23 protein-coding genes and 1 pseudogene are annotated in these 24,053 nt (G+C 66.0%); 14 read left to right on the top strand and 10 right to left on the bottom strand.

What is annotated here, in order from left to right; all coding sequences use genetic code 11:
- Nucleotides 1–63 precede the first annotated feature (63 nt).
- The 3 genes from carB to carA are packed head-to-tail and all read right to left on the bottom strand — an operon-like array spanning nucleotide 64 to nucleotide 4,854.
- A complete protein-coding gene (gene carB, locus K9B35_RS06115) occupies nucleotides 64–3,396 on the bottom strand; it encodes a carbamoyl-phosphate synthase large subunit (RefSeq protein ID WP_224920912.1) in 3,333 nt (1,110 codons plus the stop codon).
- On the bottom strand, nucleotides 3,380–3,697 hold the full coding sequence (locus tag K9B35_RS06110) for a hypothetical protein (protein ID WP_224920911.1): 318 nt from the start codon (nucleotides 3,695–3,697) through the stop codon (nucleotides 3,380–3,382). Before K9B35_RS06110 ends, carB begins: the two co-directional genes overlap by 17 nt.
- Nucleotides 3,694–4,854 (bottom strand): glutamine-hydrolyzing carbamoyl-phosphate synthase small subunit, encoded by a 1,161-nt coding sequence (gene carA / locus K9B35_RS06105; protein ID WP_224920910.1) that lies wholly within the window; start codon nucleotides 4,852–4,854, stop codon nucleotides 3,694–3,696. The genes K9B35_RS06110 and carA overlap by 4 nt, the downstream gene beginning before the upstream one ends.
- Nucleotides 4,855–4,987: 133 nt before the next feature.
- On the opposite strand from carA, the gene K9B35_RS06100 reads away from it, so the two are divergent.
- From K9B35_RS06100 to K9B35_RS06070, 7 genes are all read left to right on the top strand, one after another.
- Nucleotides 4,988–5,440: a GatB/YqeY domain-containing protein gene (locus K9B35_RS06100; RefSeq protein ID WP_224921119.1), complete on the top strand. Its 453-nt coding sequence runs from the start codon at nucleotides 4,988–4,990 to the stop codon at nucleotides 5,438–5,440.
- Between the two features lie 107 nt (nucleotides 5,441–5,547).
- Nucleotides 5,548–6,777 (top strand): tryptophan synthase subunit beta, encoded by a 1,230-nt coding sequence (gene trpB, locus K9B35_RS06095; RefSeq protein WP_224920909.1) that lies wholly within the window; start codon nucleotides 5,548–5,550, stop codon nucleotides 6,775–6,777.
- A complete protein-coding gene (locus K9B35_RS06090; RefSeq protein WP_224920908.1) occupies nucleotides 6,774–6,992 on the top strand; it encodes a DUF6980 family protein in 219 nt (72 codons plus the stop codon). Before trpB ends, K9B35_RS06090 begins: the two co-directional genes overlap by 4 nt.
- Nucleotides 6,985–7,791: a tryptophan synthase subunit alpha gene (gene trpA, locus K9B35_RS06085; RefSeq protein WP_224920907.1), complete on the top strand. Its 807-nt coding sequence runs from the start codon at nucleotides 6,985–6,987 to the stop codon at nucleotides 7,789–7,791. The genes K9B35_RS06090 and trpA overlap by 8 nt, the downstream gene beginning before the upstream one ends.
- Entirely contained in the window at nucleotides 7,788–8,645 is an 858-nt protein-coding gene (gene accD / locus K9B35_RS06080; RefSeq protein ID WP_224920906.1) for an acetyl-CoA carboxylase, carboxyltransferase subunit beta, read from the top strand. The genes trpA and accD overlap by 4 nt, the downstream gene beginning before the upstream one ends.
- 54 nt (nucleotides 8,646–8,699) lie before the next feature.
- Nucleotides 8,700–9,083: an endonuclease domain-containing protein gene (locus K9B35_RS06075; protein WP_224920905.1), complete on the top strand. Its 384-nt coding sequence runs from the start codon at nucleotides 8,700–8,702 to the stop codon at nucleotides 9,081–9,083.
- A gap of 28 nt (nucleotides 9,084–9,111) precedes the next feature.
- A complete protein-coding gene (locus K9B35_RS06070) occupies nucleotides 9,112–9,705 on the top strand; it encodes a YdcF family protein (protein ID WP_224920904.1) in 594 nt (197 codons plus the stop codon).
- Nucleotides 9,706–9,778: 73 nt separating this feature from the next.
- Here the strand turns inward: K9B35_RS06070 and K9B35_RS06065 are convergent, their stop codons facing one another.
- Nucleotides 9,779–10,108 (bottom strand): hypothetical protein, encoded by a 330-nt coding sequence (locus K9B35_RS06065; protein ID WP_224920903.1) that lies wholly within the window; start codon nucleotides 10,106–10,108, stop codon nucleotides 9,779–9,781.
- Nucleotides 10,109–10,249: 141 nt separating this feature from the next.
- Here K9B35_RS06065 and K9B35_RS06060 point away from each other — a divergent pair, with 141 nt between their 5' ends.
- Together K9B35_RS06060 and K9B35_RS06055 are read left to right on the top strand one after the other, a co-directional pair.
- On the top strand, nucleotides 10,250–11,566 hold the full coding sequence (locus K9B35_RS06060) for a bifunctional folylpolyglutamate synthase/dihydrofolate synthase (RefSeq protein ID WP_224920902.1): 1,317 nt from the start codon (nucleotides 10,250–10,252) through the stop codon (nucleotides 11,564–11,566).
- 67 nt (nucleotides 11,567–11,633) lie between these two features.
- Nucleotides 11,634–12,083, top strand: a complete 450-nt coding sequence (locus tag K9B35_RS06055) for a DUF6628 family protein (RefSeq protein ID WP_224920901.1) — start codon at nucleotides 11,634–11,636, stop codon at nucleotides 12,081–12,083.
- On the opposite strand, the gene K9B35_RS06050 is transcribed toward K9B35_RS06055, so the two are convergent.
- Complete coding sequence (locus K9B35_RS06050; protein ID WP_224920900.1) at nucleotides 12,080–13,723, bottom strand: AmpG family muropeptide MFS transporter; 1,644 nt, start codon at nucleotides 13,721–13,723, stop codon at nucleotides 12,080–12,082. The genes K9B35_RS06055 and K9B35_RS06050 overlap by 4 nt on opposite strands.
- Nucleotides 13,724–13,789: 66 nt before the next feature.
- Nucleotides 13,790–14,224 carry a response regulator gene (locus K9B35_RS06045; protein ID WP_224920899.1) on the bottom strand — a complete coding sequence of 145 codons (435 nt, stop codon included), beginning with the start codon at nucleotides 14,222–14,224 and terminating at the stop codon, nucleotides 13,790–13,792.
- Between the two features lie 64 nt (nucleotides 14,225–14,288).
- Here K9B35_RS06045 and K9B35_RS20340 point away from each other — a divergent pair.
- The 4 genes and pseudogenes from K9B35_RS20340 to K9B35_RS06025 all read left to right on the top strand — a co-directional run.
- Nucleotides 14,289–15,089 (top strand): annotated as a pseudogene (locus K9B35_RS20340) (pseudouridine synthase); the annotation flags it as partial.
- Between the two features lie 569 nt (nucleotides 15,090–15,658).
- Entirely contained in the window at nucleotides 15,659–16,198 is a 540-nt protein-coding gene (gene rsmD / locus K9B35_RS06035; RefSeq protein ID WP_224920897.1) for a 16S rRNA (guanine(966)-N(2))-methyltransferase RsmD, read from the top strand.
- A gap of 17 nt (nucleotides 16,199–16,215) precedes the next feature.
- Complete coding sequence (locus K9B35_RS06030) at nucleotides 16,216–16,392, top strand: stability determinant (RefSeq protein ID WP_224920896.1); 177 nt, start codon at nucleotides 16,216–16,218, stop codon at nucleotides 16,390–16,392.
- The gene (locus K9B35_RS06025) at nucleotides 16,382–16,660 is read left to right on the top strand and encodes a type II toxin-antitoxin system RelE/ParE family toxin (RefSeq protein ID WP_224920895.1); all 279 of its coding nucleotides are present in this window, start codon (nucleotides 16,382–16,384) and stop codon (nucleotides 16,658–16,660) included. The genes K9B35_RS06030 and K9B35_RS06025 overlap by 11 nt, the downstream gene beginning before the upstream one ends.
- Before the next feature lie 40 nt (nucleotides 16,661–16,700).
- Here the strand turns inward: K9B35_RS06025 and K9B35_RS06020 are convergent, their stop codons facing one another.
- The 4 genes from K9B35_RS06020 to K9B35_RS06005 form a co-directional block, all read right to left on the bottom strand.
- Nucleotides 16,701–18,803, bottom strand: a complete 2,103-nt coding sequence (locus K9B35_RS06020) for a catalase (protein ID WP_224920894.1) — start codon at nucleotides 18,801–18,803, stop codon at nucleotides 16,701–16,703.
- 81 nt (nucleotides 18,804–18,884) lie between these two features.
- Nucleotides 18,885–20,150, bottom strand: coding sequence for an MFS transporter (locus K9B35_RS06015; protein WP_224920893.1), 1,266 nt, complete (start codon nucleotides 20,148–20,150; stop codon nucleotides 18,885–18,887).
- A gap of 35 nt (nucleotides 20,151–20,185) precedes the next feature.
- Nucleotides 20,186–20,401, bottom strand: a complete 216-nt coding sequence (locus tag K9B35_RS06010; protein ID WP_224920892.1) for a hypothetical protein — start codon at nucleotides 20,399–20,401, stop codon at nucleotides 20,186–20,188.
- Nucleotides 20,402–20,461: 60 nt separating this feature from the next.
- Nucleotides 20,462–21,589 (bottom strand): aspartyl protease family protein, encoded by a 1,128-nt coding sequence (locus K9B35_RS06005; protein ID WP_224920891.1) that lies wholly within the window; start codon nucleotides 21,587–21,589, stop codon nucleotides 20,462–20,464.
- A gap of 106 nt (nucleotides 21,590–21,695) precedes the next feature.
- Here K9B35_RS06005 and K9B35_RS06000 point away from each other — a divergent pair, with 106 nt between their 5' ends.
- Entirely contained in the window at nucleotides 21,696–24,026 is a 2,331-nt protein-coding gene (locus K9B35_RS06000; protein ID WP_224920890.1) for an ATP-dependent helicase, read from the top strand.
- Nucleotides 24,027–24,053 lie beyond the last annotated feature (27 nt).

Raw genomic sequence — 24,053 nt, 5'->3', positions numbered from 1 at the left:
AAACCCCTTCCCCCGGCGGACCTGAATTGGCCCGCCTCGCACCCTAACCTTCGTTGTGGGGGATCAATTGTGCGATTGCGAATAGTAAGCCTGCAAGGGGCGGACTTCAAGGGACTGGCCACTCAGGGCGGCAATCGCCTGTGACGCGGCGACGCTGGCGGGTGCCGTGGTGAAGTACGGAACCTTGAGCGACAGCGCCGATGCGCGGATCGATTCGCTGTCCTTCAACGACTGCCACCCCTCGGTGGTGTTGAAGATCAGCGCGATGTCGCCGTCGCGGATGCGATCGACGATATGCGGACGGCCCTGCGCGACCTTGTTGACCCGCTCGACCGGCACGCCATGTTCGGCGAGATAGTCCGCGGTCCCGCCAGTCGCGACGATGGTGAAGCCCTGATCGACCAGCAGCCGCACGCCCGGCAGGATCACCGGCTTGTCGCTGTCCTTGACGCTGACGAAGACATTGCCGCCGCTCGGCAGCACCGTGCCCGCACCCAGCTGCGCCTTGGCAAAGGCGATCGGGAAATCGCGATCGATTCCCATGACTTCGCCGGTCGACTTCATTTCCGGTGACAGCACCGGATCAACGCCAGGGAAGCGGCCCCACGGGAACACGGCTTCCTTCACCGCGACATAAGAAATGTCGCGATCGATCTTGGGCAGGTCCTTCAGCTTCTCGCCCGCCATCACCCGGCTCGCGATCTTCGCGATCGGCGTACCGATCGCCTTGGCGACGAACGGCACGGTGCGTGATGCACGCGGATTGACCTCGATCAGATAGACTTCGCCATTCTTGACCGCGAACTGGATGTTCATCAGCCCCTTGACGCTCAGCGCCCGCGCCAGCGCCTCGGTCTGCCGCTCGATCTCGGCAATGATCGCGTCGGGCAGGCTATAGGGCGGCAGCGAACAGGCGCTGTCGCCCGAATGGACCCCCGCCTCTTCGATATGCTGCAGCACGCCGGCGACAACGACATCGTCGCCATCGCTGATCGCGTCGACATCGACCTCGATCGCGTCGCGCAGATACTGGTCGATCAGCACCGGGGCATCGCCCGACACCTGCACCGCCGTCTGGATATAGTGATCGAGCTGCTCGACCGTATCGACGATCTCCATCGCCCGCCCGCCCAGCACGAAGCTCGGCCGCGTCAGCACCGGATAGCCGATCCGCTCGGCGACCGCGATCGCCTCTTCACGGCTGCGCGCAATGCCGTTCTGCGGCTGCTTCAGCCCCAGCTTGGACACCAGATCGGCAAACTGCTCGCGATCCTCGGCCAGATCGATCGCATCGGGTGAGGTACCCAGGATCGGAATCCCCGCACTCTCCAGCGCCCGCGCCAGATTGAGCGGCGTCTGCCCGCCAAACTGCACGATCACCCCGACCAGCTCGCCGCGCGACTTCTCGACCTCAAGGATCTCCAGCACGTCCTCAGCGGTCAGCGGCTCGAAATACAGGCGATCCGACGTGTCATAATCGGTGCTCACCGTTTCCGGGTTGCAGTTGATCATGATCGTTTCGAACCCGGCATCCGCCAGCGCGAAACAGGCATGGCAGCAGCAATAGTCGAACTCGATCCCCTGCCCGATCCGGTTCGGCCCGCCGCCCAGGATCACAACCTTGCGTCGCGTGCTCGGCTCGCTCTCGCACTCGGGCTCGCCGAACGACGGCGCCTCATAGGTCGAGTACATATACGGCGTCTTCGCTGCGAACTCGGCGGCACAGGTGTCGATGCGCTTGAACACCGGACGCACGCCGAGCTTGTGGCGCAGCGCGCGCACATCCGCCTCGGTCGCCCCGCCGGTCATCGCCTTGACGACCTCACCGATCAGGCCCGACGAGCGCGCCATCTGGTCGGTGCCCTCCCGCAGGTTTGCCGAGCGCAGCGCCAGCCAAGCCAGCCGCTTGTCGGAAAAGCCCATCGACTTGAGCCGCCGCATCCCCGCCGCATCCTGCGGCAGGCCATTGCGGCACACGCCCTCTTCCGCCTCGATGATCTCGGCGATCCGCTCCAGGAACCACGGGTCATAGGACGCGAGTGCATGCACCTCGGCCACGGTGAAGCCCTCACGCAGCGCCTGCGCCGCGATCAGCAGCCGGTCGGGCGAGCGGACGGCCAGCGCCGCCTCGATCACGTCGCGCGGCGCGCCCTGCAGATGCTCGACATTGTTGAAGCCGGACAGGCCGGTCTCAAGGCCACGCAGCGCCTTCTGCATCGATTCATGGATGTTGCGGCCGATCGCCATCACTTCGCCGACCGACTTCATCGCCGTGCCCAGCGTCGCTTCAGCGCCCTTGAACTTCTCGAACGCAAAGCGCGGGATCTTGGTCACGACATAGTCGATCGTCGGCTCGAACGACGCCGGGGTCGCCCCGGTAATGTCGTTGGTGATCTCGTCGAGCGTGTATCCAACCGCCAGCTTCGCCGCGACCTTGGCGATCGGGAAGCCGGTTGCCTTGCTCGCCAGCGCCGAAGAGCGCGACACGCGCGGGTTCATCTCGATCACGATCAGGCGCCCGTCCTTCGGGTTCACCGCGAACTGCACGTTCGACCCGCCAGTCTCGACGCCGATCTCGCGCAGCACCGCGATGCTGGCGTTGCGCATGATCTGATATTCCTTGTCGGTCAGCGTCAGCGCGGGCGCGACCGTGATCGAGTCACCCGTATGGGTGCCCATCGCATCGACATTCTCGATCGAACAGATGATGATGCAGTTGTCGTTGCGATCCCGCACGACCTCCATCTCATATTCCTTCCAACCGAGGAGCGACTCCTCGATCAGCACCTCGGTCGTCGGCGACAGGTCGAGGCCCGAGCGCACGATGCCGATAAACTCTTCGCGGTTATAGGCGATGCCGCCGCCCGATCCGCCCATGGTGAAGCTAGGACGGATGATCGCGGGAAGGCCCACATAATCCAGCGCCGCCAGCGCCTCCGCCTCACTATGCGCGATCGCCGAACGGGCCGATTCCAGCCCGATCTTGGTCATCGCATCCTTGAACTTCAGCCGATCCTCGGCCTTGTCGATCGCCTCGGCATCCGCACCGATCATGATACAGCCGAACTTCTCCAGCGTGCCATCATTCGCCAGCGCCAGCGCGGTGTTCAGCGCCGTCTGCCCACCCATCGTCGGGAGGACCGCGTCGGGCCGCTCCTTCTCGATGATCTTGGCAACCACGGCGGGCGTGATCGGCTCGACATAGGTCGCGTCGGCCAGCTCGGGATCGGTCATGATCGTCGCCGGGTTCGAATTGACCAGGACGATGCGATAGCCTTCTTCCTTGAGCGCCTTGATCGCCTGCGTGCCCGAATAATCGAACTCGCACGCCTGACCGATCACAATTGGACCAGCGCCGATGACGAGGATGGAGGAGATGTCAGTGCGTTTGGGCATTGCGGGCTCTCTTGTACTCTGTCGCCATCTGTTGTGCTTCGTCAGCCACAGCAAACAGGAATTCAAACTGGTCAGGACATGGATCAAGCCATTTGGCGGCGATCACACCGATCGTGATCGCCTCCAAGCGGTCACCTGCTAACCGACCGTCATTCACGGCGAGCAGGTACTCAATTTGAGGCTCGATCTGCTCGTGAGCAGGCTCATAAAATCTCTTCAACTCGGGCAACCGTGCCTTTGCGTCCGAGAATAGGGCATTCCTTTGTGCTGTAATATCGACCTTTCGTCGAAACAGCCTCACCGCAACATCCCCACAAACCGCTCAAACAGATAGAAGCTATCCTGCGGCCCCGGCGACGCCTCGGGGTGATACTGCACCGAAAACGCCCGCCCGCCCTCGATCTCGATCCCGCAATTGCTGCCGTCGAACAGCGACACATGCGTCTCGACCACGCCTGCGGGCAGCGTCGCGCTCTCGACCGCGAAGCCGTGGTTCATCGAGGTAATCTCGACCGTCCCGTCGCTCAGCCGCTTGACCGGATGGTTCGCGCCGCGATGCCCCTGGAACATCTTGGTCGTCTGCGCCCCCACCGCCAGCGCCAGCAGCTGATGGCCAAGGCAGATGCCGAACAGCGGCTTCCTGGTCGCCAGCAACTCACGGATCACCGGCACGGCATAGGCGCCGGTCGCGGCGGGATCGCCCGGCCCGTTCGACAGGAAGACACCGTCGGGGTTGAAGCTCAGCACCTGCTCGGCGGTCGCGGTCGCGGGCAGCACCGTCACCTTCGCCCCGGCCTTCACCAGATTGCGGAAGATATTGTGCTTCGATCCATAGTCGATCGCCACGACATGCGGCCGCGCGCCATCGCCATCGACCTCATAGCCAAAGCCCAGCCGCCACACGCCGCCTTCCCACCCGAAATGCGTTTCGGTGGTGACGGTGATGGCGAGGTCCATGCCCTCCAGCCCCGGCCAGGCCTTCGCCTGTTCGATCAGCGCCGGGATGTCGAACTCACCGCTCGCCGAATGCGCGATCACGCCGTTCGGTGCCCCCGCACCCCGGATACGCCGCGTCAGCGCGCGGGTGTCGACGCCCGACAGGCCGATGCGGTTATGCTTGCGCATCCAATCGTCCAGCCGCTCGACGCTGCGGAAATTCGACGGCGCAGTCACATCCTCGCGCACGATCATGCCGAGCGCATGCGGATTGTCCGCCTCGACGTCATCAGGGTTCGCGCCGACATTGCCGATATGCGGGAAGGTGAAGCAGATCATCTGGCCCGCGAATGACGGGTCGGTCATGATCTCCTGATATCCGGTCATCGCGGTGTGGAAGCAGACCTCGCCCGCCGCCGCGCCCTCGGCCCCGAATCCACGGCCCCAGATGACCTCGCCGCTCGCGAGAACCAGAACGCCTGTAGCTCCTTCAGGCACGATAATAGGCGTGGCTTCGGCCATCAGAGAAGGTCGCTCCTGTCAGTTTTTCCGGCGATGTCGCTAAGCGCTGCCCGCTAGACCGCTACCCCCCTCGCGTCAACCGTCCGTCGCGACTATCTGGGGCAAATTCCGATTCAGTTGAAAGATGAAGCAAATGATCCGCGACGACATCAAGGCAGCCCTGATCACCGCGATGAAGGGCGGCGACAAGGACGGCACCGCCGCCATCCGCCTGATCCAGAGCGCGATCAAGAACCGCGACATCGAAGCGCGCACACAAAGCCCGGTCGCGGACGACGACGCGCTGATCGTCGAAGTGCTGCAGAAAATGGTGAAGCAGCGCCGCGAATCGATCGAGATGTTCGAAAAGGGCAACCGCCAGGAACTCGCCGACAAGGAAAAGGCCGAAGTCGCGGTGATCGAAGGCTTCCTCCCCGCCCAGATGAGCGCGGAGGAAACCGCAGCGGCGATCGAGGCGATCAAGGCCGACCTCGGCGCCACCGGCATGAAGGACATGGGCCGCGTCATGGCGGAGCTTAAGGCCCGCCACGCCGCCAGCCTCGACATGAGCAAGGCCAGCGCCGCGGTGAAGGCGGCGCTGAGCTGAGGGATAGCCCCATCCTCCCTCACGCGGGGGGAGGATGGGGTGGCCAAGAATTCCTTCCGCGAACACCGCTTGGCGTCGCGGCAATCCCCGCCTAAACGCCGCTCATCATGAACCAGCCCAACTCCTTCCGCGCCCAGCCTGATGACCGCGGCCATTTCGGCCAGTTTGGCGGACGCTACGTCGCCGAAACGCTGATGCCGCTCGTCCTCGACCTCGAGCGCGAGTATAAGGCGGCGAAAGCCGACCCCGCGTTCAAGGCGCAGTTCGACGACCTGCTCGAACATTATGTCGGCCGCCCCAGCCCGCTTTATTACGCCGAACGGCTGACCGACGCGCTGCGCGAAAACGCACCTGAGGGCATGGGCGCCGAAATCTGGTTCAAGCGCGACGAGCTCAACCATACCGGCGCGCACAAGATCAACAATTGCATCGGCCAGATCCTGCTCGCGATCCGCATGGGCAAGACGCGGATCATCGCCGAGACTGGCGCGGGCCAGCACGGCGTCGCCACCGCCACCGTGTGCGCGCGCTTCGGCCTGCCCTGCACCATCTTCATGGGCGCCAAGGACGCCTCGCGTCAGCAGCCCAACGTGTTCCGCATGAAGCTGCTCGGCGCCGAAGTCCGCCCGGTCACCAGCGGCGCGGGCACGCTTAAGGACGCGATGAACGAAGCGCTGCGCGACTGGGTCGCCAACGTCCACGACACCTTCTACATCATCGGCACCGCCGCCGGCCCGCACCCCTACCCCGAACTGGTCCGCGACTTCCAGAGCGTGATCGGCAAGGAAGCGCGCGCGCAGATGCTCGCCCGCACCGGCCGCCTCCCCGACCTGCTCGTCGCCGCGATCGGCGGGGGCAGCAACGCGATCGGCCTGTTCCACCCGTTCCTCGACGACGCCGATGTCGCGATGCTCGGCGTCGAGGCGGCAGGCGAAGGGCTGAACAAGAAGCACGCTGCGTCCCTCGCGGGCGGCGAACCCGGCATCCTCCACGGCAACAAGACCTATCTGTTGCAGGACGCGGACGGCCAAATCACCGAAGCGCATTCGATCAGCGCCGGCCTCGACTATCCCGGCATCGGCCCCGAACATGCCTGGCTCAAGGACATCGGCCGCGTCACTTACACCAGCGTGACCGACACCGAAGCGCTCGACGCGTTCCAATTGCTCTGCCGCACCGAAGGCATCATCCCCGCACTGGAACCTTCGCACGCGATCGCAGCGGTCGCGGTCAAGGCCCGGGAAATGCGGCAGGATCAGGTCATCCTCGCCAACCTCTGCGGTCGCGGCGACAAGGACATCTTCACCGTCGCCGAGGCGCTGGGGGTGGAGATATGAGCGCGCATTGCTGTGAGATGATGCGCGAAAATGTCGAGAACGTGTGCGACCAGCACGCTGACCGCCATGATTGCCCAGACTGCCCGATCGATTTCTGGCCGCAATCAGGACTGTACGGTATCATGATCCACGATGGTGGCAGCTCAATGATCACCATCGCTTATTGCCCTTGGTGTGGGATCAAGCTTCCAGAACAAAGCGCCGCAGATGACTGACCGCCTCGCCACTACCTTCGCCACCGCCGCGCAGCACCGCCGCGCCGCGCTCGTCACCTTCGTCACCGCGGGTGACGGCGACACCGCCGCGATCCTCGACGCGCTTGTCGCGGGCGGGGCGGATGTGATCGAGCTTGGCATGCCGTTCACCGACCCGATGGCCGACGGCCCGGCGATTCAGGCCGCGAACCTGCGCAGCCTCGCCGCGGGCACGCGCACCGCCGACGTGCTCGCCATCGCCGCCGCCTTCCGCCAGCGCCACCCGGAAACCCCGCTGGTGCTGATGGGCTATGCCAACACCATGACCCGCCCGACGCCCGAAGCGTTCGCGCAAAAGGCAGCGGACGCAGGCGTCGACGGCGCGATCATCGTCGATATCCCGGCGGAGGAAGCCGACGAGATCGCCGCCTTCGCCCCGCACGGCATCGCCACCATCCGCCTCGCCACCCCCACCACCGACGCCACGCGCCTGCCCGCCGTGCTCGATGGCGCGAGCGGCTTCCTCTATTACGTCTCGGTCGCCGGGATCACCGGCAAGCAGCAGGCGGCACAGGACAGCATCGAAGCTGCCGTCGCCCGCCTGAAAGCCGCCACCGACCTGCCCGTCGCAGTCGGCTTCGGCGTCCGCACGCCCGAGCAAGCCGCCGCGATCGGCCGCGTTGCCGATGGCGTCGTGGTCGGCTCCGCGATCATCGACATCATCGCGGCAGAGGGCGCCAACGCCCCCGCCGCCGTCCGAATTTATATCCAATCCCTGTCGGCCGCGCTGGCCGCAGCACGCAAGGAAACCGCCGCATGAGCTGGCTCACCCGCGTCCGCAACGCGATCTCGCTCGTCATCCCCAACAAGGCGGAATCGCCCGACAATCTCTGGCACAAGTGCAAGGGTTGCGGGCAGATGGTGTTCGTCAAGGAACTCCAGGAAAACCAGTCGGTCTGCCCGATCTGCGACCATCATGAGCGCATCGGCGCCCGCGCGCGCTTCGACCAGCTGTTCGACCCCGGCTACACACTGCTCGCCAACCCCAAGGTCGCCGAAGACCCGCTCAAGTTTCGCGACCAGAAGCCCTATCCCGCCCGCATCAAGGCCGCCCGCGCCAGCACCGGCGAGCAGGACGCGTTCCTCAACGCCAGCGGCACCATCCTCGGCCAGCGCGCGGTGATCGGCGTGCAGGATTTCGCCTTCATGGGCGGATCGATGGGCCAGGCGGTCGGCGAAGCCTTCATCGCCGGCGTCGAAGCCGCGATCGGCGCCCGCGCCCCCTACATCGTCTTCACCGCCAGCGGCGGCGCGCGCATGCAGGAGGGTATCCTGAGCCTCATGCAGATGCCGCGCACCACCGTCGCCATCTCGATGCTCCACGACGCCGGCCTGCCCTATATCGTCGTGCTGACCGACCCGACCTCGGGCGGCGTGATGGCGGCCTATGCGATGCTCGGCGACGTCCAGATCGCCGAGCCCAAAGCCACCCTCGCCTTCACCGGCCGCCGCGTGATCGAAAGCACGATCCGCGAAAAGCTGCCCGACGATTTCCAGACCAGCGAATATTATCTCGACCACGGACTGATCGACATGGTCGTCCACCGCAAGGACCTGCGCGACAAGCTCGGCGCACTGATCGGGTTGCTGGTAGAGGAAAAGGCCGCGGCGTAGGGCGCAACTAAAAAAGCCCCTCCCCTTCAGGGGAGGGGTTGGGGTGGGGCAGTCATGGCAAGCGAAGACGACCTAACAAAGTTCGCCCGACAACTCCGCCGCCACCCCACCGAATGGGAAAAGCGCCTCTGGCGCCAGCTCTCCAACCGCCAACTCGCCGGCCACAAATTCCGTCGTCAGCACAAGTTCGCGGCCTATATCGCCGACTTCTTCTGCCCCGCCAAAGGCTTGGTCGTCGAACTCGACGGCGACACCGGCCGCGACGAAGCCCGCGACATCTTCTTCCTCCGCTCCGGCTTCACCACGCTCCGCTTCACCAACGCCGAGGTGCGGGAGAACATCGACGGCGTGCTTCAGGCGATCCTGTCGAAGCTGGAGGCACTTCCCGATCGGTGGACTGACGATGCCAAGACTGCCCCACCCCAACCCCTCCCCTGAAGGGGAGGGGCTTGAAGGCCGCCCGTCCATGCCCGCAAGCCACCGCATCCCCCGCGCCCTCCGCTGGCTGCTCCTCCCCCTCGCCGCATGGCTAATCCTCGTAGCGCTCCAGATCGACGCGACCGGCAAAGTCCACCACCCCGGCCCCGCCGACGCCGCGATCGTGCTCGGAGCAGCAGTCAACGATGCCGCCCCCTCGCCCGTCTTCCGCGAGCGCATCCGCCACGGCTTAACCCTCTACCGCACCGGCCGCGTCCGCAAACTCATCCTGACCGGCGGCTATGGCGAAGGCGCACCGCACGCCGAATCCCAAGTTGCCCGCGCCATCGCGATCCGCGCCGGGGTGCCCGCTCAAGCCATCCTGATCGAAACCCGCTCCCGCACCACACAGCAGAACATGGCCGAGGCAAAGCGCCTGATGGACCGCCACCGCCTCTCCACCGCCCTGATCGTCAGCGACCCGCTGCACATGAAACGCGCGCTACGCATGGCGCGCGACACGGGGATCACCGCTTATGGCGCCCCGACCCCGACAACCCGGTATCGTAGTTGGAAATCGAAGACGGGGTTCCTGCTGCGTGAGGTGTATTTCTACAACCATTACCTGGTGACGGGCGATTAATGCGCCGATGCGGCCGCTAGTCCCGCTGAGCGTCAGAAACTCTACACACAGTCATTGCCCGCACAGCGCGAACTCAGTGACTGCTCTCATGCAGTTCCGGCACCTCTTTGGGGTTCGTGATCACCCATTCCGCCCGCTGGAGGATACGCACGGCATTGTGCTCGTCGCCCGCCCGCATATACGCCCAACTCTGGTTGATCTTATCCTTCATCACCGCATTCGCGCGTGCATTCTTCACAAAGCGATCAGCGCATTTGAGAAAATGCTCATAGTAAACATCGAGGTTACTCTCGTTCACCTCTTCATTCGGGTAGTCGAGCGTAGAAAGACAGAACCATCCCAAGCCGTCAACAAACTCGCCCCGCGTCTCGGCTTGAGCATAGTAGTAGGAGATATCTTTCATCAAATCCGCCCTCCCGCCCTGGCAAACGCGGTGTGAACACAGTTGCGCAACACCCCTAAGGGACACTCTCGCCTCTCTCATCGAGTCCCTCGCCACACAAGCCCCTCCCCACCGCCCCCACACCCGCTATACACCCCCGCGATGCCCGACCACGCGACCTCCTCCCACCCCGCCGTCCAACGCCAGCTCGACCGTCTCTGGGCGCTCGGCCCCGGTGCCGATGTCCTCGGTCTCAGCCGCATTACCGCGCTGCTCGACCGGATCGGCAACCCGCACCTGCACCTCCCCCCCGTGCTCCACGTCGCGGGTACCAACGGCAAGGGCTCGACCTGCGCCTTCCTGCGCGCTGCGGTCGAGGCCGCGGGCCTCACCGCCCATGTCTATTCCAGCCCGCATCTCGTCCGCTTCAACGAGCGTATCCGCCTAGCTGGCCGGCTGATCGACGACGCCACCCTCGCCGCCCTGCTCGAACAGGTGCTCGACGCGGGCGGTGACATCGGCGCGAGCTTTTTCGAGGTGACGACCGCCGCCGCCTTCCTCGCCTTCGCCCGCACCCCGGCGGACGCCTGCATTATCGAGGTTGGCCTGGGCGGACGCCTCGACGCCACCAACGTCATCCAAACCCCCGCCTCCTGCGCCATCGCCCAGCTCGGCATCGACCATCAGGCGTTCCTCGGCGACACCGCCGAAGCCATTGCCGGCGAAAAGGCCGGCATCGCCAAGCCCGGCGTCCCGCTCGTCACCATGTCCTATGGCGACAGCGTCACCGCCCGCATCGCGGAGGTCGCCACAGCCGCGCAAGCCCCGGTCCACGCGCGCGGCACCGCCTGGGACTTTACCGTCACGCCCGATCGCCTGCTCTACCGCGACGCGCAGGGCGAGGTCGCAACCCCGCTCCCCACCCTCGCCGGCCCGCACCAGCCCGCCAACCTCGCGCTCGCCATCGCCACGCTGCGCCATCAGAGCAGCCTGTGCATCCCCGACAACGCCTTCGCCGCAGCCGCCACCGCCGCCCGCTGGCCCGCGCGCATGCAGCGTCTGACCCCCGGCCCGCTCCACGCGCGCCTGCCCGCCGGAGCCGAAATCTGGCTCGACGGCGGCCATAACGAAGCCGCCGCGCAATCGGTCAGCGCCACGCTCGCGCAGGTCGCGAACGGCCGCCCCGCGCACCTGATCCTCGGCATGTTGTCAAACAAGGACGCGACCGGCCTGCTCGCCCCCTTCGCCCCGCTCGCCGCCAGCTTCACGGCGGTCCCGGTCCCCGGCCACGCGCACCACGATCCGGCGGACCTTGCCGCCACCGCCCGCGCGCTCGGCATCACCACGACCGGGATCGCGCCCGATGTCCCGACCGCGCTCGCCAGCCTGCAAACCGCCGACGCCCCGCTCGTCCTGATCCTCGGCTCGCTCTACCTTGCAGGCGAAGTGCTCCGGGAAAACGACGAACTCCCCGACTGATGCTTATTGCGATTGACTATCAATAGAAGAATGGCAGACTGGCACTCCAGAGCAAGGAGTCGCCCCGTTGCGCCACACACCCGCCCGCCCCCTCACCGCCGAAAGCCTCGGCAACGCCCTGCCGCGCGTCCAGCCCGAAGACCCCGCCGCGCGCCTGTTGCTGTTCGGCATCCGTCAGCTCGGCGCACACGGTCTCAATGACGCGGCCACCGCCCACGCCTTCATCACCGCATTCGGCAAGGAGTTCCGCCGCCCACTGCTGCTGCTGCGCACGCTGATGGCAGAGATGTCGGCGGCCAGCTCAGGCCCGATCCAGATCGCGCCATGGTGCTGCGCGCGCATGACCGCGTCGGAAGGCGCGCTGATCGAGGTCGTCGCCAACGTCGAACGCGACAGCGAACGCGCCCGCCTCCTGCTCGGCGATTTGCTAGGCATCCGCCGCGTCGACGGCATGCTGGCCACCGCCCACGCGCTCGCCAACGCCTTCGCCGATTCCGGAATGCCGGTGGAGGTTTAGGTCGCGCGCTCCGCCGTCTCGGTCGCCGCGGTCCCGATCGAGCGATCGACCAATCCGGCGCGCATCATCCACCAGAAGATGACGACGCCCGGCAGCGCGAGCAGGGTCGTGAGCAGATAATAGTTCACATAACCCATGCCCTCGATCAGCCGCCCCGCGCTGGTCCCCGACAGGAACCGGCCAAGGATGCTCGCCGCCGCGGAAAGCAGCGCGAACTGCGTCGCGGTGAAGCTGAGGTTGCACAGCGCCGACAGGTACGCGACCACGCACACCCCGCCGACACCGCTCGCGAAATTCTCGAACCCCATCGCCAGCGCCATGCCGATGTTGCTCTTGCCGCTCGCCGCCAGCCACGCAAACGCGGCGTTGGAAATCATCATCAGGAACAGGCTCAACAACACCGACCGCTTCATGCCCAGCTTCACGTACAGCACCCCGCCGACGAAAATGCCGGCCAGCAGCGCGATGAACCCGACGAACACGTCGTAAAACGCGATCTCGCTATTGGTGTAGCCAAGGTCGTTGAACAACAGCCGCAGGGTCAGGTTCGCCAGCGTATCGCCCAGCTTGTGCACCAGCACGAACAGCAGCACGACAAGCCCGCCGTCGCGGCGGAAGAACTCCATCAACGGCCCGATCTTGCCGCTTTCGATCGTGGTCATCGCGATCGGCGTCAGGCTCGCGATCCATAGCAGCACCGCCGCGCCCAGCCCGCACAGCCCGATCGCCACCGGGTCGCTCCAGCCAAACCACAGCCCCGCCGCGACACCCGCGACCGGCACCAGCCCGGCCCAGGCCAGCGCGCTCGGCCTGCCCGCGTCGCGCGCGCGTCGCGCGGTCAGGTCGAACAGCGGGAACAGATACCCGACCAGCACCATGTTGGAGAGGATGTTGACCCCCAGCGCCTGATCCATCCACCGCGCGCCCAGATACAGCGGCACGAACGCGAGGATGAAGGCGAAATACGGCTTTTGCCCCATCCGCTCGGGCCATTCGCGGAACACCTTGCGCTCGGGCTCGCCGACGATCAGCCCGGCGAGCACCGCCGGAAGCGCAAAGATCGCGCACGCGGCATAGGCAACGCCCCAGCCCGCGCCCTCGGCGACATAGAGTGCAAGTCCCCCCGCCGCCGCCGATCCGATCCGCCAGCCATATTGCGACATGCCCGATCCGACGCCCAGCTGGCGCGGCTCGAGCAACTCGATGCGATAGGCGTCGATCACGATGTCGAACGTCGCGCCCGCCAGTCCCACCATGATCGCCGCCGCCGCGACCCAGCCAAGCGATGCGGTGGGGTCGAGGCTGCCGAGGAAGATCACCGCCGCCGCAACCAGCGCCCCCGTGACGATCAGCCAGCTGCGCCGCGCGCCGATCGCGCCCAGCACGGGAATCCGGAACTTGTCCACCACCGGCGCCCACGCCCATTTGAGGTTGTAGGCGAGGAACGTGAGCGCGAATGCGGTGACGGCCGACTTGGTGATCCCGTCCTGCGCCAGCCGCGTCGTCAGCGTCGCGCCGATCATTGCAAAGGGGAAGCCGGACGAAATGCCGAGCGCAAGCGCGGCGAGCGGCGCCTTTTCGAAATAGGGCCGGATCCCGTCGATCAACGATCCACTGGCCGGCGTCACCGCGTCACTCATGCAATCCCCCACGCTTTCGCCGCGGACCCTAGCGACAAATTCGACGCTGCAAAGCCCGGCGAAGGATTATTGCGCGACGGGCTGGAACAGGCGCAGGGCGGATGGAATGCGCTTGGGCGTGCGCCCGTCGGTCAGCGCTTCGCAAATGTCGATCGCGGCCACCAGATCGCGCTGCTTGTAGGGTTTCATCAGGCAGCCAAGCCCGATCGCCTCGAACTCGTCGGGATTGCGCCCGGTGACGATCAGCACGGGAATATTTTCGGCACAGGCGGCATGGGCAACATCTTTGCCACTGCCATCGCGCAGCCCCAGGTCCACCAGCACGATGTCGGGCTTCTCAACCGCGATGATATGCCCGATCGCCTCGCCCACCGAATCGGTCGTGGCGACGACTGTAAACCCTTCTTCCGACAGGAAATGTTCGGTGTCGAACGCCACCAATGGCTCGTCCTCCACGATCAGCACCCGAACGATCCGCCGCTTCTTCTTCCCGAACACCATGACCCACCCGAACGTTACGGTCCAACAACGCGTTAGGCCCACTCCGGGTTCGCCCGCGCACAAGATTTTTGCGCGAAACCGAAACCCGCTGTATCGCGCGCCAATGTCCCCTTCATCCACCAATGAATCTGAACCGCAAGGTACCAGGTCCGGCGAGCGTATCGCCAAGCTGCTTGCCCGTGCCGGAATCGCGTCGCGGCGAGAAATCGAACGCATGATCGCCGAGGGTCGCGTGGCGATCAACGGTCAGGTCCTGACGACCCCCGCGACGGTCCTGACCTCGCTCCACGGCGTCACCGTCGATGGCGAGCCGGTCGCGGCTGCGGCGCCCGCCCGTCTGTTCCGCTTCCACAAGCCCGCCGGTCTGCTGACCACCGAACGCGATCCGGCTGGTCGCCCAACCATCTACAGTCGCCTGCCCAAGGGCCTTCCGCGCCTGATGCCGGTCGGCCGCCTCGATCTCGCGACCGAGGGGCTGTTGCTGATGACCACCGATGGCGAGCTCAAGCGCCAGCTCGAACTCCCCGCCACCGGGGTCGAGCGCAGCTACCGCGCCCGCGCTTACGGTCAGGTCAGCCAGGAGCAGCTCGAAGAACTGATGCTCGGCGTGGAGATTGAGGGCATCCGCTACGGCTCGATCAACGCCAACCTCGAACGCCGCACCGGCGCGAATGTGTGGATCGAACTGACCCTGACCGAGGGCAAGAACCGCGAGGTCCGCCGCGTCCTCGAACATCTCGGTCTCAAGGTCAGCCGCCTGATCCGCACCCGCTACGGTCCGTTCGAACTTGGCGACATGCCCGTCGCGGCGGTGGACGAGATTCGCCAGCACGACCTGATCGTGTTTCGCAAGGCGCTGACCGGCCCCGGCGGCGGCAAGGCCGCGTCGAACCTGCAACTGTCGGGCAAGTCCAAGGCAGTCGACGCAGACCCCGAGGAGGTGCCCAGCGCACCCGCCACCGCGCTCCCCGCCAACCGCGCCGAACGCCGCAAGGTCGGCGCGCAAATCAGCGAGCCCGAAGCCTACAAACCCGCGCGGCCCCAACGGCCCAAGGCCGAAAAGAAAGGCCCCGAGAAATTCGGCGTCGCCCAACGCCGCCGGCATCAGGCCGCGGCGGAAAGGCAAGCCAACCCTGCCGCGTTCGGCGAAGGGCAAGGCGACCGGCACCGCGCGAAGCGGGGCGCCACGCCTGACGCAGCTGCGAAATCCCCTCGCCCCCCGCGGCAAGACTCGCCCGGCCGCCCCCTTCAACAGAAGGGCAAGCCGTTCAACAAGCCAGCACCCGCGCGTCATGCCCAGCATGACGACGACGCCGGCCCGCTGCTCGACCGGCCCAAGCGCGCCTTCCGCCCCAATGATCGCCGCCCCGGCACCCCTGCGGGACCACGTCCGCCCGCTGGCAAGGGCGGCCCAGCCAAACGAGGCCCCCGCAAATGAGGATCATCGCCGGCACCTTCCGCGGCCGTCCGCTGGTCGCGCCCAGGGGCGAAGCCACCCGCCCCACCGCCGACCGCACGCGTGAGGCATTGTTCTCGATGCTCACCAGCCGCGTCGGCAGCTTCGAGGGGCTGGCCGTCGCCGACCTGTTCGCGGGTTCGGGCGCGCTGGGGCTTGAGGCGCTATCGCGCGGCGCCGCGTCGTGCCTGTTTGTCGAACAGGATCGCGCCGCACTCGACGCCTTGCGCGCCAATGCCGACAAGCTCGGCATCCGCCCCGACATCCGCGCCGGATCGGTCCTGTCGCTCGGCCCCGCAGCCAAGCCGCTCGACCTGATCATGATGGACCCGCCCTACGGCACCGGCGCAGGCGCAGTCGCGCTCGACAAGCTCGCCCGCCTCGGCTGGACCAGCCCCGCAACCTGGGTCAGCATCGAAACCGCGAAAGGCGAAAAGGTCGAGGTGGACGGCTTCGTCACCGATACGGAGCGGGTTCATGGCAAGGCGATGCTGACGATCTTGCGCGCCAGAGCCTGAGCGCGCATAATTAAGGCATGGGAAAGCTCGACCCAATCATCTCGGAATTCGACACCGAGGAGGACGCGCTGGCGTACGACGCTTGGTTTCGCGCCCAGGTAGAGGCGGCGCTCAATTCGACCGAGCCGGATATCTCGCACGAACAGATGAAGGCTGAGATTCGCGAGATCATCGAAAAGCACGGTGGCGCATAAACTCGTTTGGTCGGCGGATGCCCGGCGCGATTTGCGCGACCTGTTTATGTTCGTCGCCGTTCGAAACCGCGACGCTGCTCATCGGCTGGAACAACTGATTGTGGATGGTGCGGAGCGCGTGGCGGCGCTTCCACTCGCCTACCGCCCAGGCCGCGCTCCCGAGACGCGCGAGGCCATTCTCCACCCAAATTATCTTTTGATTTATCAGGTAGATGATCGTCGTGTTCGAATCTTACGTGTCCTTCACGCGCGCCAACGCTACCCATAAGGCGACGGCGGCTCCCCAACTGGAAGCCGCCGCTTAAGCATCAGGGTAGCATCCGCACGCCCGGCTCACGGTCCCAATACCGCTTCGCCGCCGCTGCGATGAACCCGTCATCTAGGCCCATCACACCCTCGTCAGGCTCCACGCCCGCCTTGTCGAGCAGCGGCTGAGCCTCGTCACTCGCCGCAATCGCCTTCAAATGTGCGAACGCGTCCATCACGAACTGCACCGCTGCGCCTTCCTTAAGCAGCATCGCGGTGCCTTCCTTCGACAGCGCGATCACCACCGCATCCGCCATCACCGACGGATAGCCCGCCAGCTGCGCATCCGCCTTCAGCAACGACCCATCCGACATCTTGGCACCGCCGACCTTCGGCGCGACGATCACCGCGCGCGCACCCGCGCCCTCGATCGCCTTGGTCATCTTGGCGACCGCAGCCGCGTCCGATCCGTCCGCGACCAAAATCGCGATCGACCGGCCGACAATGTCCTGCGGCTCCAGCGGCCCGTCGATGATCCGCAACGCCGGTGACAGGTCGAAATCCTGCACCTCAGCTGCGGCCTTCGACGCCTTGGGCACCGGCATCCCGATCCCGCCCGCCACGCGCTTGGCCAGATCCGGATCGACATTCACCAGATTGGCCACCGTCCGGACCCGGATATGCTCGAGCCCGACCTTGGACAGCTCGAACACCAGCGCGAACGCAACATGCGCCTGCTCCGCCTCGGCCAGCGAGCGATAGAACATCCGCGCCTGACTATAGTGATCGGCAAAGCTTTCCGGCCGCAGCCGCAGCTTGTCGCCCTGCTCCTGCTCGGCATCGCGGCCCGGATGCGTCTCGAACCCCGTCACCGGGCATTCGCGTGGCCCGGTCACTTCGCCCGCCATGTCCAGGCTATTCGGCTCGTAATTCGCGCGCCCCTTGGGCACGTTCATCTGCATCCGCCCATCGCGCTGGAAATTCATCACCGGGCATTTCGGCGCATTGATCGGCAGCTGGTGGAAATTCGCGGTCCCCAAGCGGCTCTTCTGCGTGTCGAGATACGAGAATAACCGCCCCTGCAGCAGCGGATCGTTGGTGAAGTCCAACCCCGGCACGATATTCCCCGGGCAGAACGCGACCTGCTCGGTCTCGGCGAAGAAATTGTCGGGATAGCGATCCAGCACCATCCGCCCGATCGGGCGCACCGCCAGTACTTCCTCGGGGATGATCTTGGTCGGGTCGAGCACGTCATAGGGCAGGCTGTCGGCGAACTCTTCGTCGAACGCCTGAATGCCCAGCTCCCATTCAGGGAAATTGCCCATGTCGATCGCCTCGAACAGGTCGCGGCGATGGAAATCGGGATCGGCCCCGGCGATCTTCACCGCCTCGTCCCAACAGGTCGACTGCACGCCCTGCTTGGGCTTCCAGTGGAATTTCACGAACGTCGACTTGCCGGCGGCATTGACCATGCGGAATGTGTGGACGCCGAAGCCCTGCATCGTGCGCAGCGAGCGCGGGATCGTGCGGTCGCTCATCGCCCACATGATCATGTGCATCGATTCGGGCATCAGGCTGATGAAGTCCCAGAAGGTATCGTGCGCCGACGCCGCCTGCGGATAGCCGCGATCCGCCTCCATCTTCACCGAATGAACGAGGTCCGGGAATTTGATCGCGTCTTGGATGAAGAACACCGGGATGTTGTTGCCGACCAGATCCCAATTGCCCTCTTCGGTGTAGAATTTGACCGCGAACCCGCGCACGTCGCGCGGCGTATCGACCGACCCTGCGCCGCCCGCCACTGTCGAAAAGCGCGTGAACACCGGCGTCTTCTTGCCCTTCGCGCTGAACAGCCCGGCCTTGGTCAGGTCGGACAGGTCCTCATAGCTTTCGAAATAGCCATGCGCCGCAGAACCGCGCGCATGCACGATCCGCTCAGGGATCCGCTCATGGTCGAAGTGAAAGATCTTCTCACGCAGCACGAAGTCTTCGAGCAGCACCGGCCCGCGCACGCCCGCCTTCAGCTGGTTCTGATTGTCGGACACGCGAATGCCCTGATTGGTGGTCAGGTGATCTGCGCCCGCATGATCGCCCTGTTCGGGCACGCGCTGATGCGTTTCGCCACCATTGCCAAAGTCGGTGTCGAACTGTGTTTCGTCTGCCATGTGGGAAGCCCCTTGTGATGTCTTCCCCGCTCAACGGGCAGCATCGGGCAAGGGTCCACCGACTAACGTGGATCAGTGCGATTACGCTGCGTCGCGTCCTTTCAGCGCCAGCAAAGCGATCAGACTCAGCACCGCCGCTCCGCTCAGATACCAGCCGACCGGCGCCAGCCCCGCGTCCATCGCCAGCTTCTGCGCGATCACCGGGGTCAGCCCGCCGCCGATCACCCCCGCGACGTTGAACGCCATCGACACACCGGTATAGCGCACCCGCGCCGGAAACAGGTCGGTCAGCCAGGCGCTCAGCGGCCCGTAGACGAACCCCATCGCGAACAGCAGCAACGCCAGAAACGCGAACACCCCGCCCAGCCCGGCGGCCATCAGCGGCGCAATCACGAACCCCGCCAGTGCAACCATCACGCATCCCCCGGCGAGCACCCGCCGCGGGTCCCAGCGCCCATCAGCAGCCCATGCGGCAAGGTAGATGCCCCCAGCCATGAACAGGATCGCGACCAGCTGAACCCCCAGGAAATCCTGCATCGGATAGCCCAGCGTCTTGGTCCCCCAGCCAAGCAGGAACGCGGTCGCGATATAATAGGTCGCGAAACAGCATACGGCGCCCAGCGTCCCGCCCACCAGCACCGCTCCGTGCCGCGAGACGACCTCGCCCAGCGGTACCTTGGCCGGCGGCGCTTCGGCCAGCGACGCCTTGAACTCGGGCGTCTCGCCCAGCTTCAGCCGCACCCACAGCCCGACCAGCACCAAAGCCGCCGACAGCGCGAACGGGATGCGCCAGCCCCAATCGGCGAACTCAGCCGGGCTCATCCAGCTAAGCAGCAGCAGGAACAGGCCATTGGCAGCGATGAACCCCGCCGGCGCGCCCATCTGCGGCGCGCTGCCGAACCGCGCGCGCCATCCCGGCGGCGCATTCTCGACCGCGAGCAATGCCGCCCCGCCCCATTCGCCGCCCAGACCAAAGCCCTGCCCGAAACGCAGCACACACAGCGCCAGCGGCGCGACGATGCCCGCCATCTCATAGGTCGGGAGAAACGCCACCAACGTGGTCGACAGGCCCATGGTCAGCAGCGACGCGACCAATGTCGCCTTGCGCCCAATCCGGTCGCCATAATGGCCGAACACTGCGGCACCCAGCGGACGCGCAAAGAACGCAACGCCCAGCGTGGCAAAGCTCAGCATCTGCTGAACCCCGGCATCGCTTTTGGGAAAGAAGATCTGCCCGAACACCAATGCTGCGGCGGTCGCGTAGATGTAGAAATCGTAGAACTCGATCCCCGTACCCACGAAACTCGCCCACAGCGCGCGCCGTCGCCGCGTCCGGTCAGCGTCCATCCATGTCCTCCCCGTGCAGGCGCCCCCCGGCGCCGTTACTTCTTGTTTTCATAACAGGTCGTGCGCGTCACCTGCACCACCTTGCCGTCCTTGTCCTTGATCTCGTTGCGGCCCTCGACGCACGGCTTCTGCTCGGGCTGCTGCCCCTCGAACCCACCGGTCCGCCACCCGACATACAGCGCCACCCCGGCGAGTGCCGCGATCAGCACCAGCCTGCGTTTGTCGAACCTGCGCTTCAATTTCTCCAGCATTTCGCCTCCCTGCCCCAAGCAGGATCACGGTGCAACGCGTCCGTTCGCGCCCCGCCAGGGTTAGAGGAAATCCTCCAGCGTCAATGCCACCGAACGGCTCGCCCCGTCCCGCTCGACCGTCAGCGGCAGCACGGTCCCCACCGGCCCGGATGTCTCGCGGATCAGGCGCTCGAACGGCATCCCCGACAGCTGGTCGCCAGCCTTGATCCCGGCCTTTTCCGCCGGGCTCCCCGCACCCACGACACCGACCACCGTCCCCCGCCCCGCGCGATCGAGCCACATGCCCGCGCGGTTGTAGCGCGCCGGCTGCGCAGCCTGGCGGTTACGCGTCAGCAGCACCGCGCCATCGCGGTTGCTGGTCGCGATGTTGAACTGGCGCAGGATCGGCAGGCCGATAATCCCGGTGTCGAACTCGTCCCAATCGGGCTTGTCGCGCATCTGGATCACCGGCCGCGCGATCGTCGCACCGGCCAGTTCCAGCCGATCGGGCCGGATCACGCGCGTCTCGCCACGCGGCGCCGCCGGCGTCCAGCGCGGCGCATCCCACAGCCCCGCAGCCTCCGCGGTCTTGCGATAGATCCGCATGACGGTCGGCATGCCGGTATCAAGCCCGAATCGAAAGCTGCGCCCGTTCAGCGCAGCATCGGCGAACAGGAAGCGTTTGTCCGCCGTCGCGCCCTTCTGAACGATCGCCTTGTCAAACCGCGTCGCGCCGGCAAGCGTCGGCAAACCGCCCTCATAGGCGCGCCACAGCCCCGCATCGAAATCAAGCTCGCCATCCGCCAGCGTCAGCACCCAGGCGGGAAGCGACCCGATCGCGCCATCGCCCAGATCGCGGTCGATTCCGGCCAGCTCGAGCGTCTCGAGCCGGATGCGCCCGCCCAGCATCACGTCCTTCGCCTGAAACACCGGATAGTCGGTATTGCCCCAGGCCAGCCTCAGCCGCTTGCTGCCGATCTTCTTCAGGCCCATCGTTTCGGCGATCCCGGTGTTGATCAGCCCCATCTGCCCACCGGTATCGAGCGCGAGCAGGAAAGCGCGATTCCCGCCGAACATCGCCTCGACCAGCACCCGGTCCTCGGTCAGCCGAATCGGCACGCTGTAGGACGTGGCCGCCGCCACCCGCGTCGCGCCGCCCAGCGCCCCTGCCGCCGCCCCGATCAACAATGGCCGCCGTCCGATAATCATTGCCGATCTCCTTGAGGATACACGATAAAGCCTCCCCCAGCTTGATGACGATAGCAAGACGGCAATCGCGCTTGCCCCGACTCGCCGCGTTCCCTACCTGTTCACAATGTCCGTACCTCAGCCTTCCGCCGACGATCCCCCCTATCTGCGCGGCCTCAATGCGCCGCAGCGTGAAGCCGTGCTCACCGTCGACGGCCCCGTTCTCGTCCTCGCCGGCGCCGGCACCGGCAAGACCGCCGCGCTCACCGCCCGCCTCGCGCACCTGCTCTGGACGCGCCGCGCTTACCCGTCGGAGATCCTGTCGGTCACCTTCACCAACAAGGCCGCGCGCGAGATGCGCGAACGCGTCCGCCACCATGTCGGCGACTCGGTCGAGGGGATGCCGTGGCTCGGCACCTTCCACGCGATCGGTGCCAAGATGCTCCGCCGCCACGCCGAACTGGTCGGGCTGCAGAGCAACTTCACCATCCTCGACACCGACGACCAGCTCCGCCTGATCAAGCAGCTGATCGTCGCCAACGACCTCGACGAAAAGCGCTGGCCCGCGCGCCAGCTCGGCGGCCTGATCGACGGGTGGAAGAACAAGGGCCTGACCCCGGCGATGCTCGACGCGGGCGAGTCCGAACATTTCGCCAATGGCAAGGGCCAGTCGCTCTACCAGCAGTACCAGGACCGCCTGCGCGCGCTCAACGCGTGCGACTTTGGCGACCTGCTGCTCCACATGCTCACCATCCTGCGCACCCATCGCGACGTGCTGGAGCAGTACCAACAGCGCTTCCGCTACATCATGGTGGACGAATATCAGGACACCAACAGCGTCCAGTATCTCTGGCTCCGCCTGCTGGCGCAGGAGCGCAAGAACATCTGCTGCGTCGGCGACGACGATCAGTCGATCTACAGCTGGCGCGGCGCGCAGGTCGAAAACATCCTGAAGTTCGAAAAGGACTTCCCCGGCGCCAAGGTCATCCGCCTCGAACAGAATTACCGCTCCACCCCGCACATCCTCGCCGCCGCCGGCGCGGTGATCGCCAACAATAGCGGCCGCCTCGGCAAGGAACTATGGACCGAGATCGACGAGGGCGAAAAGGTCCGCGTCATCGGCGTGTGGGACGGCCCGGAGGAAGCCCGCCGCGTCGGCGAGGAGATCGAATCCGCCCGCATCCGCACCGGCAAATCGCTCGACGATTTCGCCATCCTCGTCCGCGCCCAGCACCAGACGCGCGAGTTCGAAGACCGCTTCATCGCCACCGGCCTGCCCTATCGCATCGTCGGCGGCTTCCGCTTCTACGAGCGCGCCGAGATCCGCGACGCGCTCGCCTATCTGCGCTTGGTCCAGCAGCCCTCCGACGACCTCGCCTTCGAACGCATCGTCAACGTCCCCAAGCGCGGCCTGGGCGACAAGGCGATCGCCAAGATCCACATGCTCGCGCGTTCCGAGGGCATCCCGCTGCTCGTCGCCGCCGCACGCATCCTCGACACCGACGAACTGACGCCGCAGGCCCGCCGCGCGCTCGGCAGCTTCGTCGGCGACGTCGCCCGCTGGAGCCAGATGCTCCGCGCCCCCGTCCCCGATGGCGAGGCAGTGCCCGAAACCCGCATCGGCCACCTCCCCCACACCGAACTCGCCCAGATCATCCTCGATGAGAGCGGCTACACCGCGATGTGGCAGGCGGACCGCACCGCCGAAGCCGCCGGCCGCCTGGAAAACCTGTCCGAACTCGTTCGCGCGATGGAGGAGTATGAAACGCTCGGCGCGTTCCTCGAACACGTCTCGCTCGTCATGGACAATGACGCCAGCGCCGACGAGCCCAAGGTCACGATCATGACCATCCACGCCGCCAAGGGGCTGGAATATGACACCGTCTTCCTTGTCGGCTGGGAGGAAGGCGTCTTCCCCAGCCAGCGCTCGCTCGACGAAGGCGGCCTCGCCAGCCTCGAGGAGGAGCGCCGCCTCGCCTATGTCGCGATCACCCGCGCCCGCCGCCTCGCCACCATCTTCCACGCCGCCAACCGCCGCATCTACGGCCAATGGACCAGCAGCATCCCCAGCCGGTTCGTCGGCGAGCTGCCCAAGGCGCATATCGAGGAGGAATCCACGATGACCGGCGGCGCGAGCCTGTGGCGCGCCAACTGGAGCGAACACGCCGACCCCTTCGCCCATGTCGGCCGAGGCACCGGCCGCGGCCCCGGCTGGCAACGCGCCGCCGCGCCCTCGTCTAGCTTCACCACAGCCCCCAAGCGCGTGGTCGAAAACCGCGGCAGCGCGGTCAGCCTCGGCAACAAGGGCCGCGACGACCTGTCGCTTGGCATGCGCGTCTTCCACCAGAAGTTCGGCTATGGCGAAATTGTGGAGATCGAAGGCAACAAGCTGGAGATCGAGTTCGAGACGAGCGGGCGGAAGCGGGTGATGGACAGCTTCGTGACCATCGACGCCTAAGAAAAGCCCCTCCTCTTCAGAGGAGGG

Source organism: Sphingomonas sp. R647 (assembly GCF_020177055.1).
GTDB lineage: Bacteria > Pseudomonadota > Alphaproteobacteria > Sphingomonadales > Sphingomonadaceae > Sphingomonas.
The sequence above is the reverse complement of the archived record's forward strand: the minus strand, read 5'-3'. Positions and strand labels throughout refer to the sequence as shown.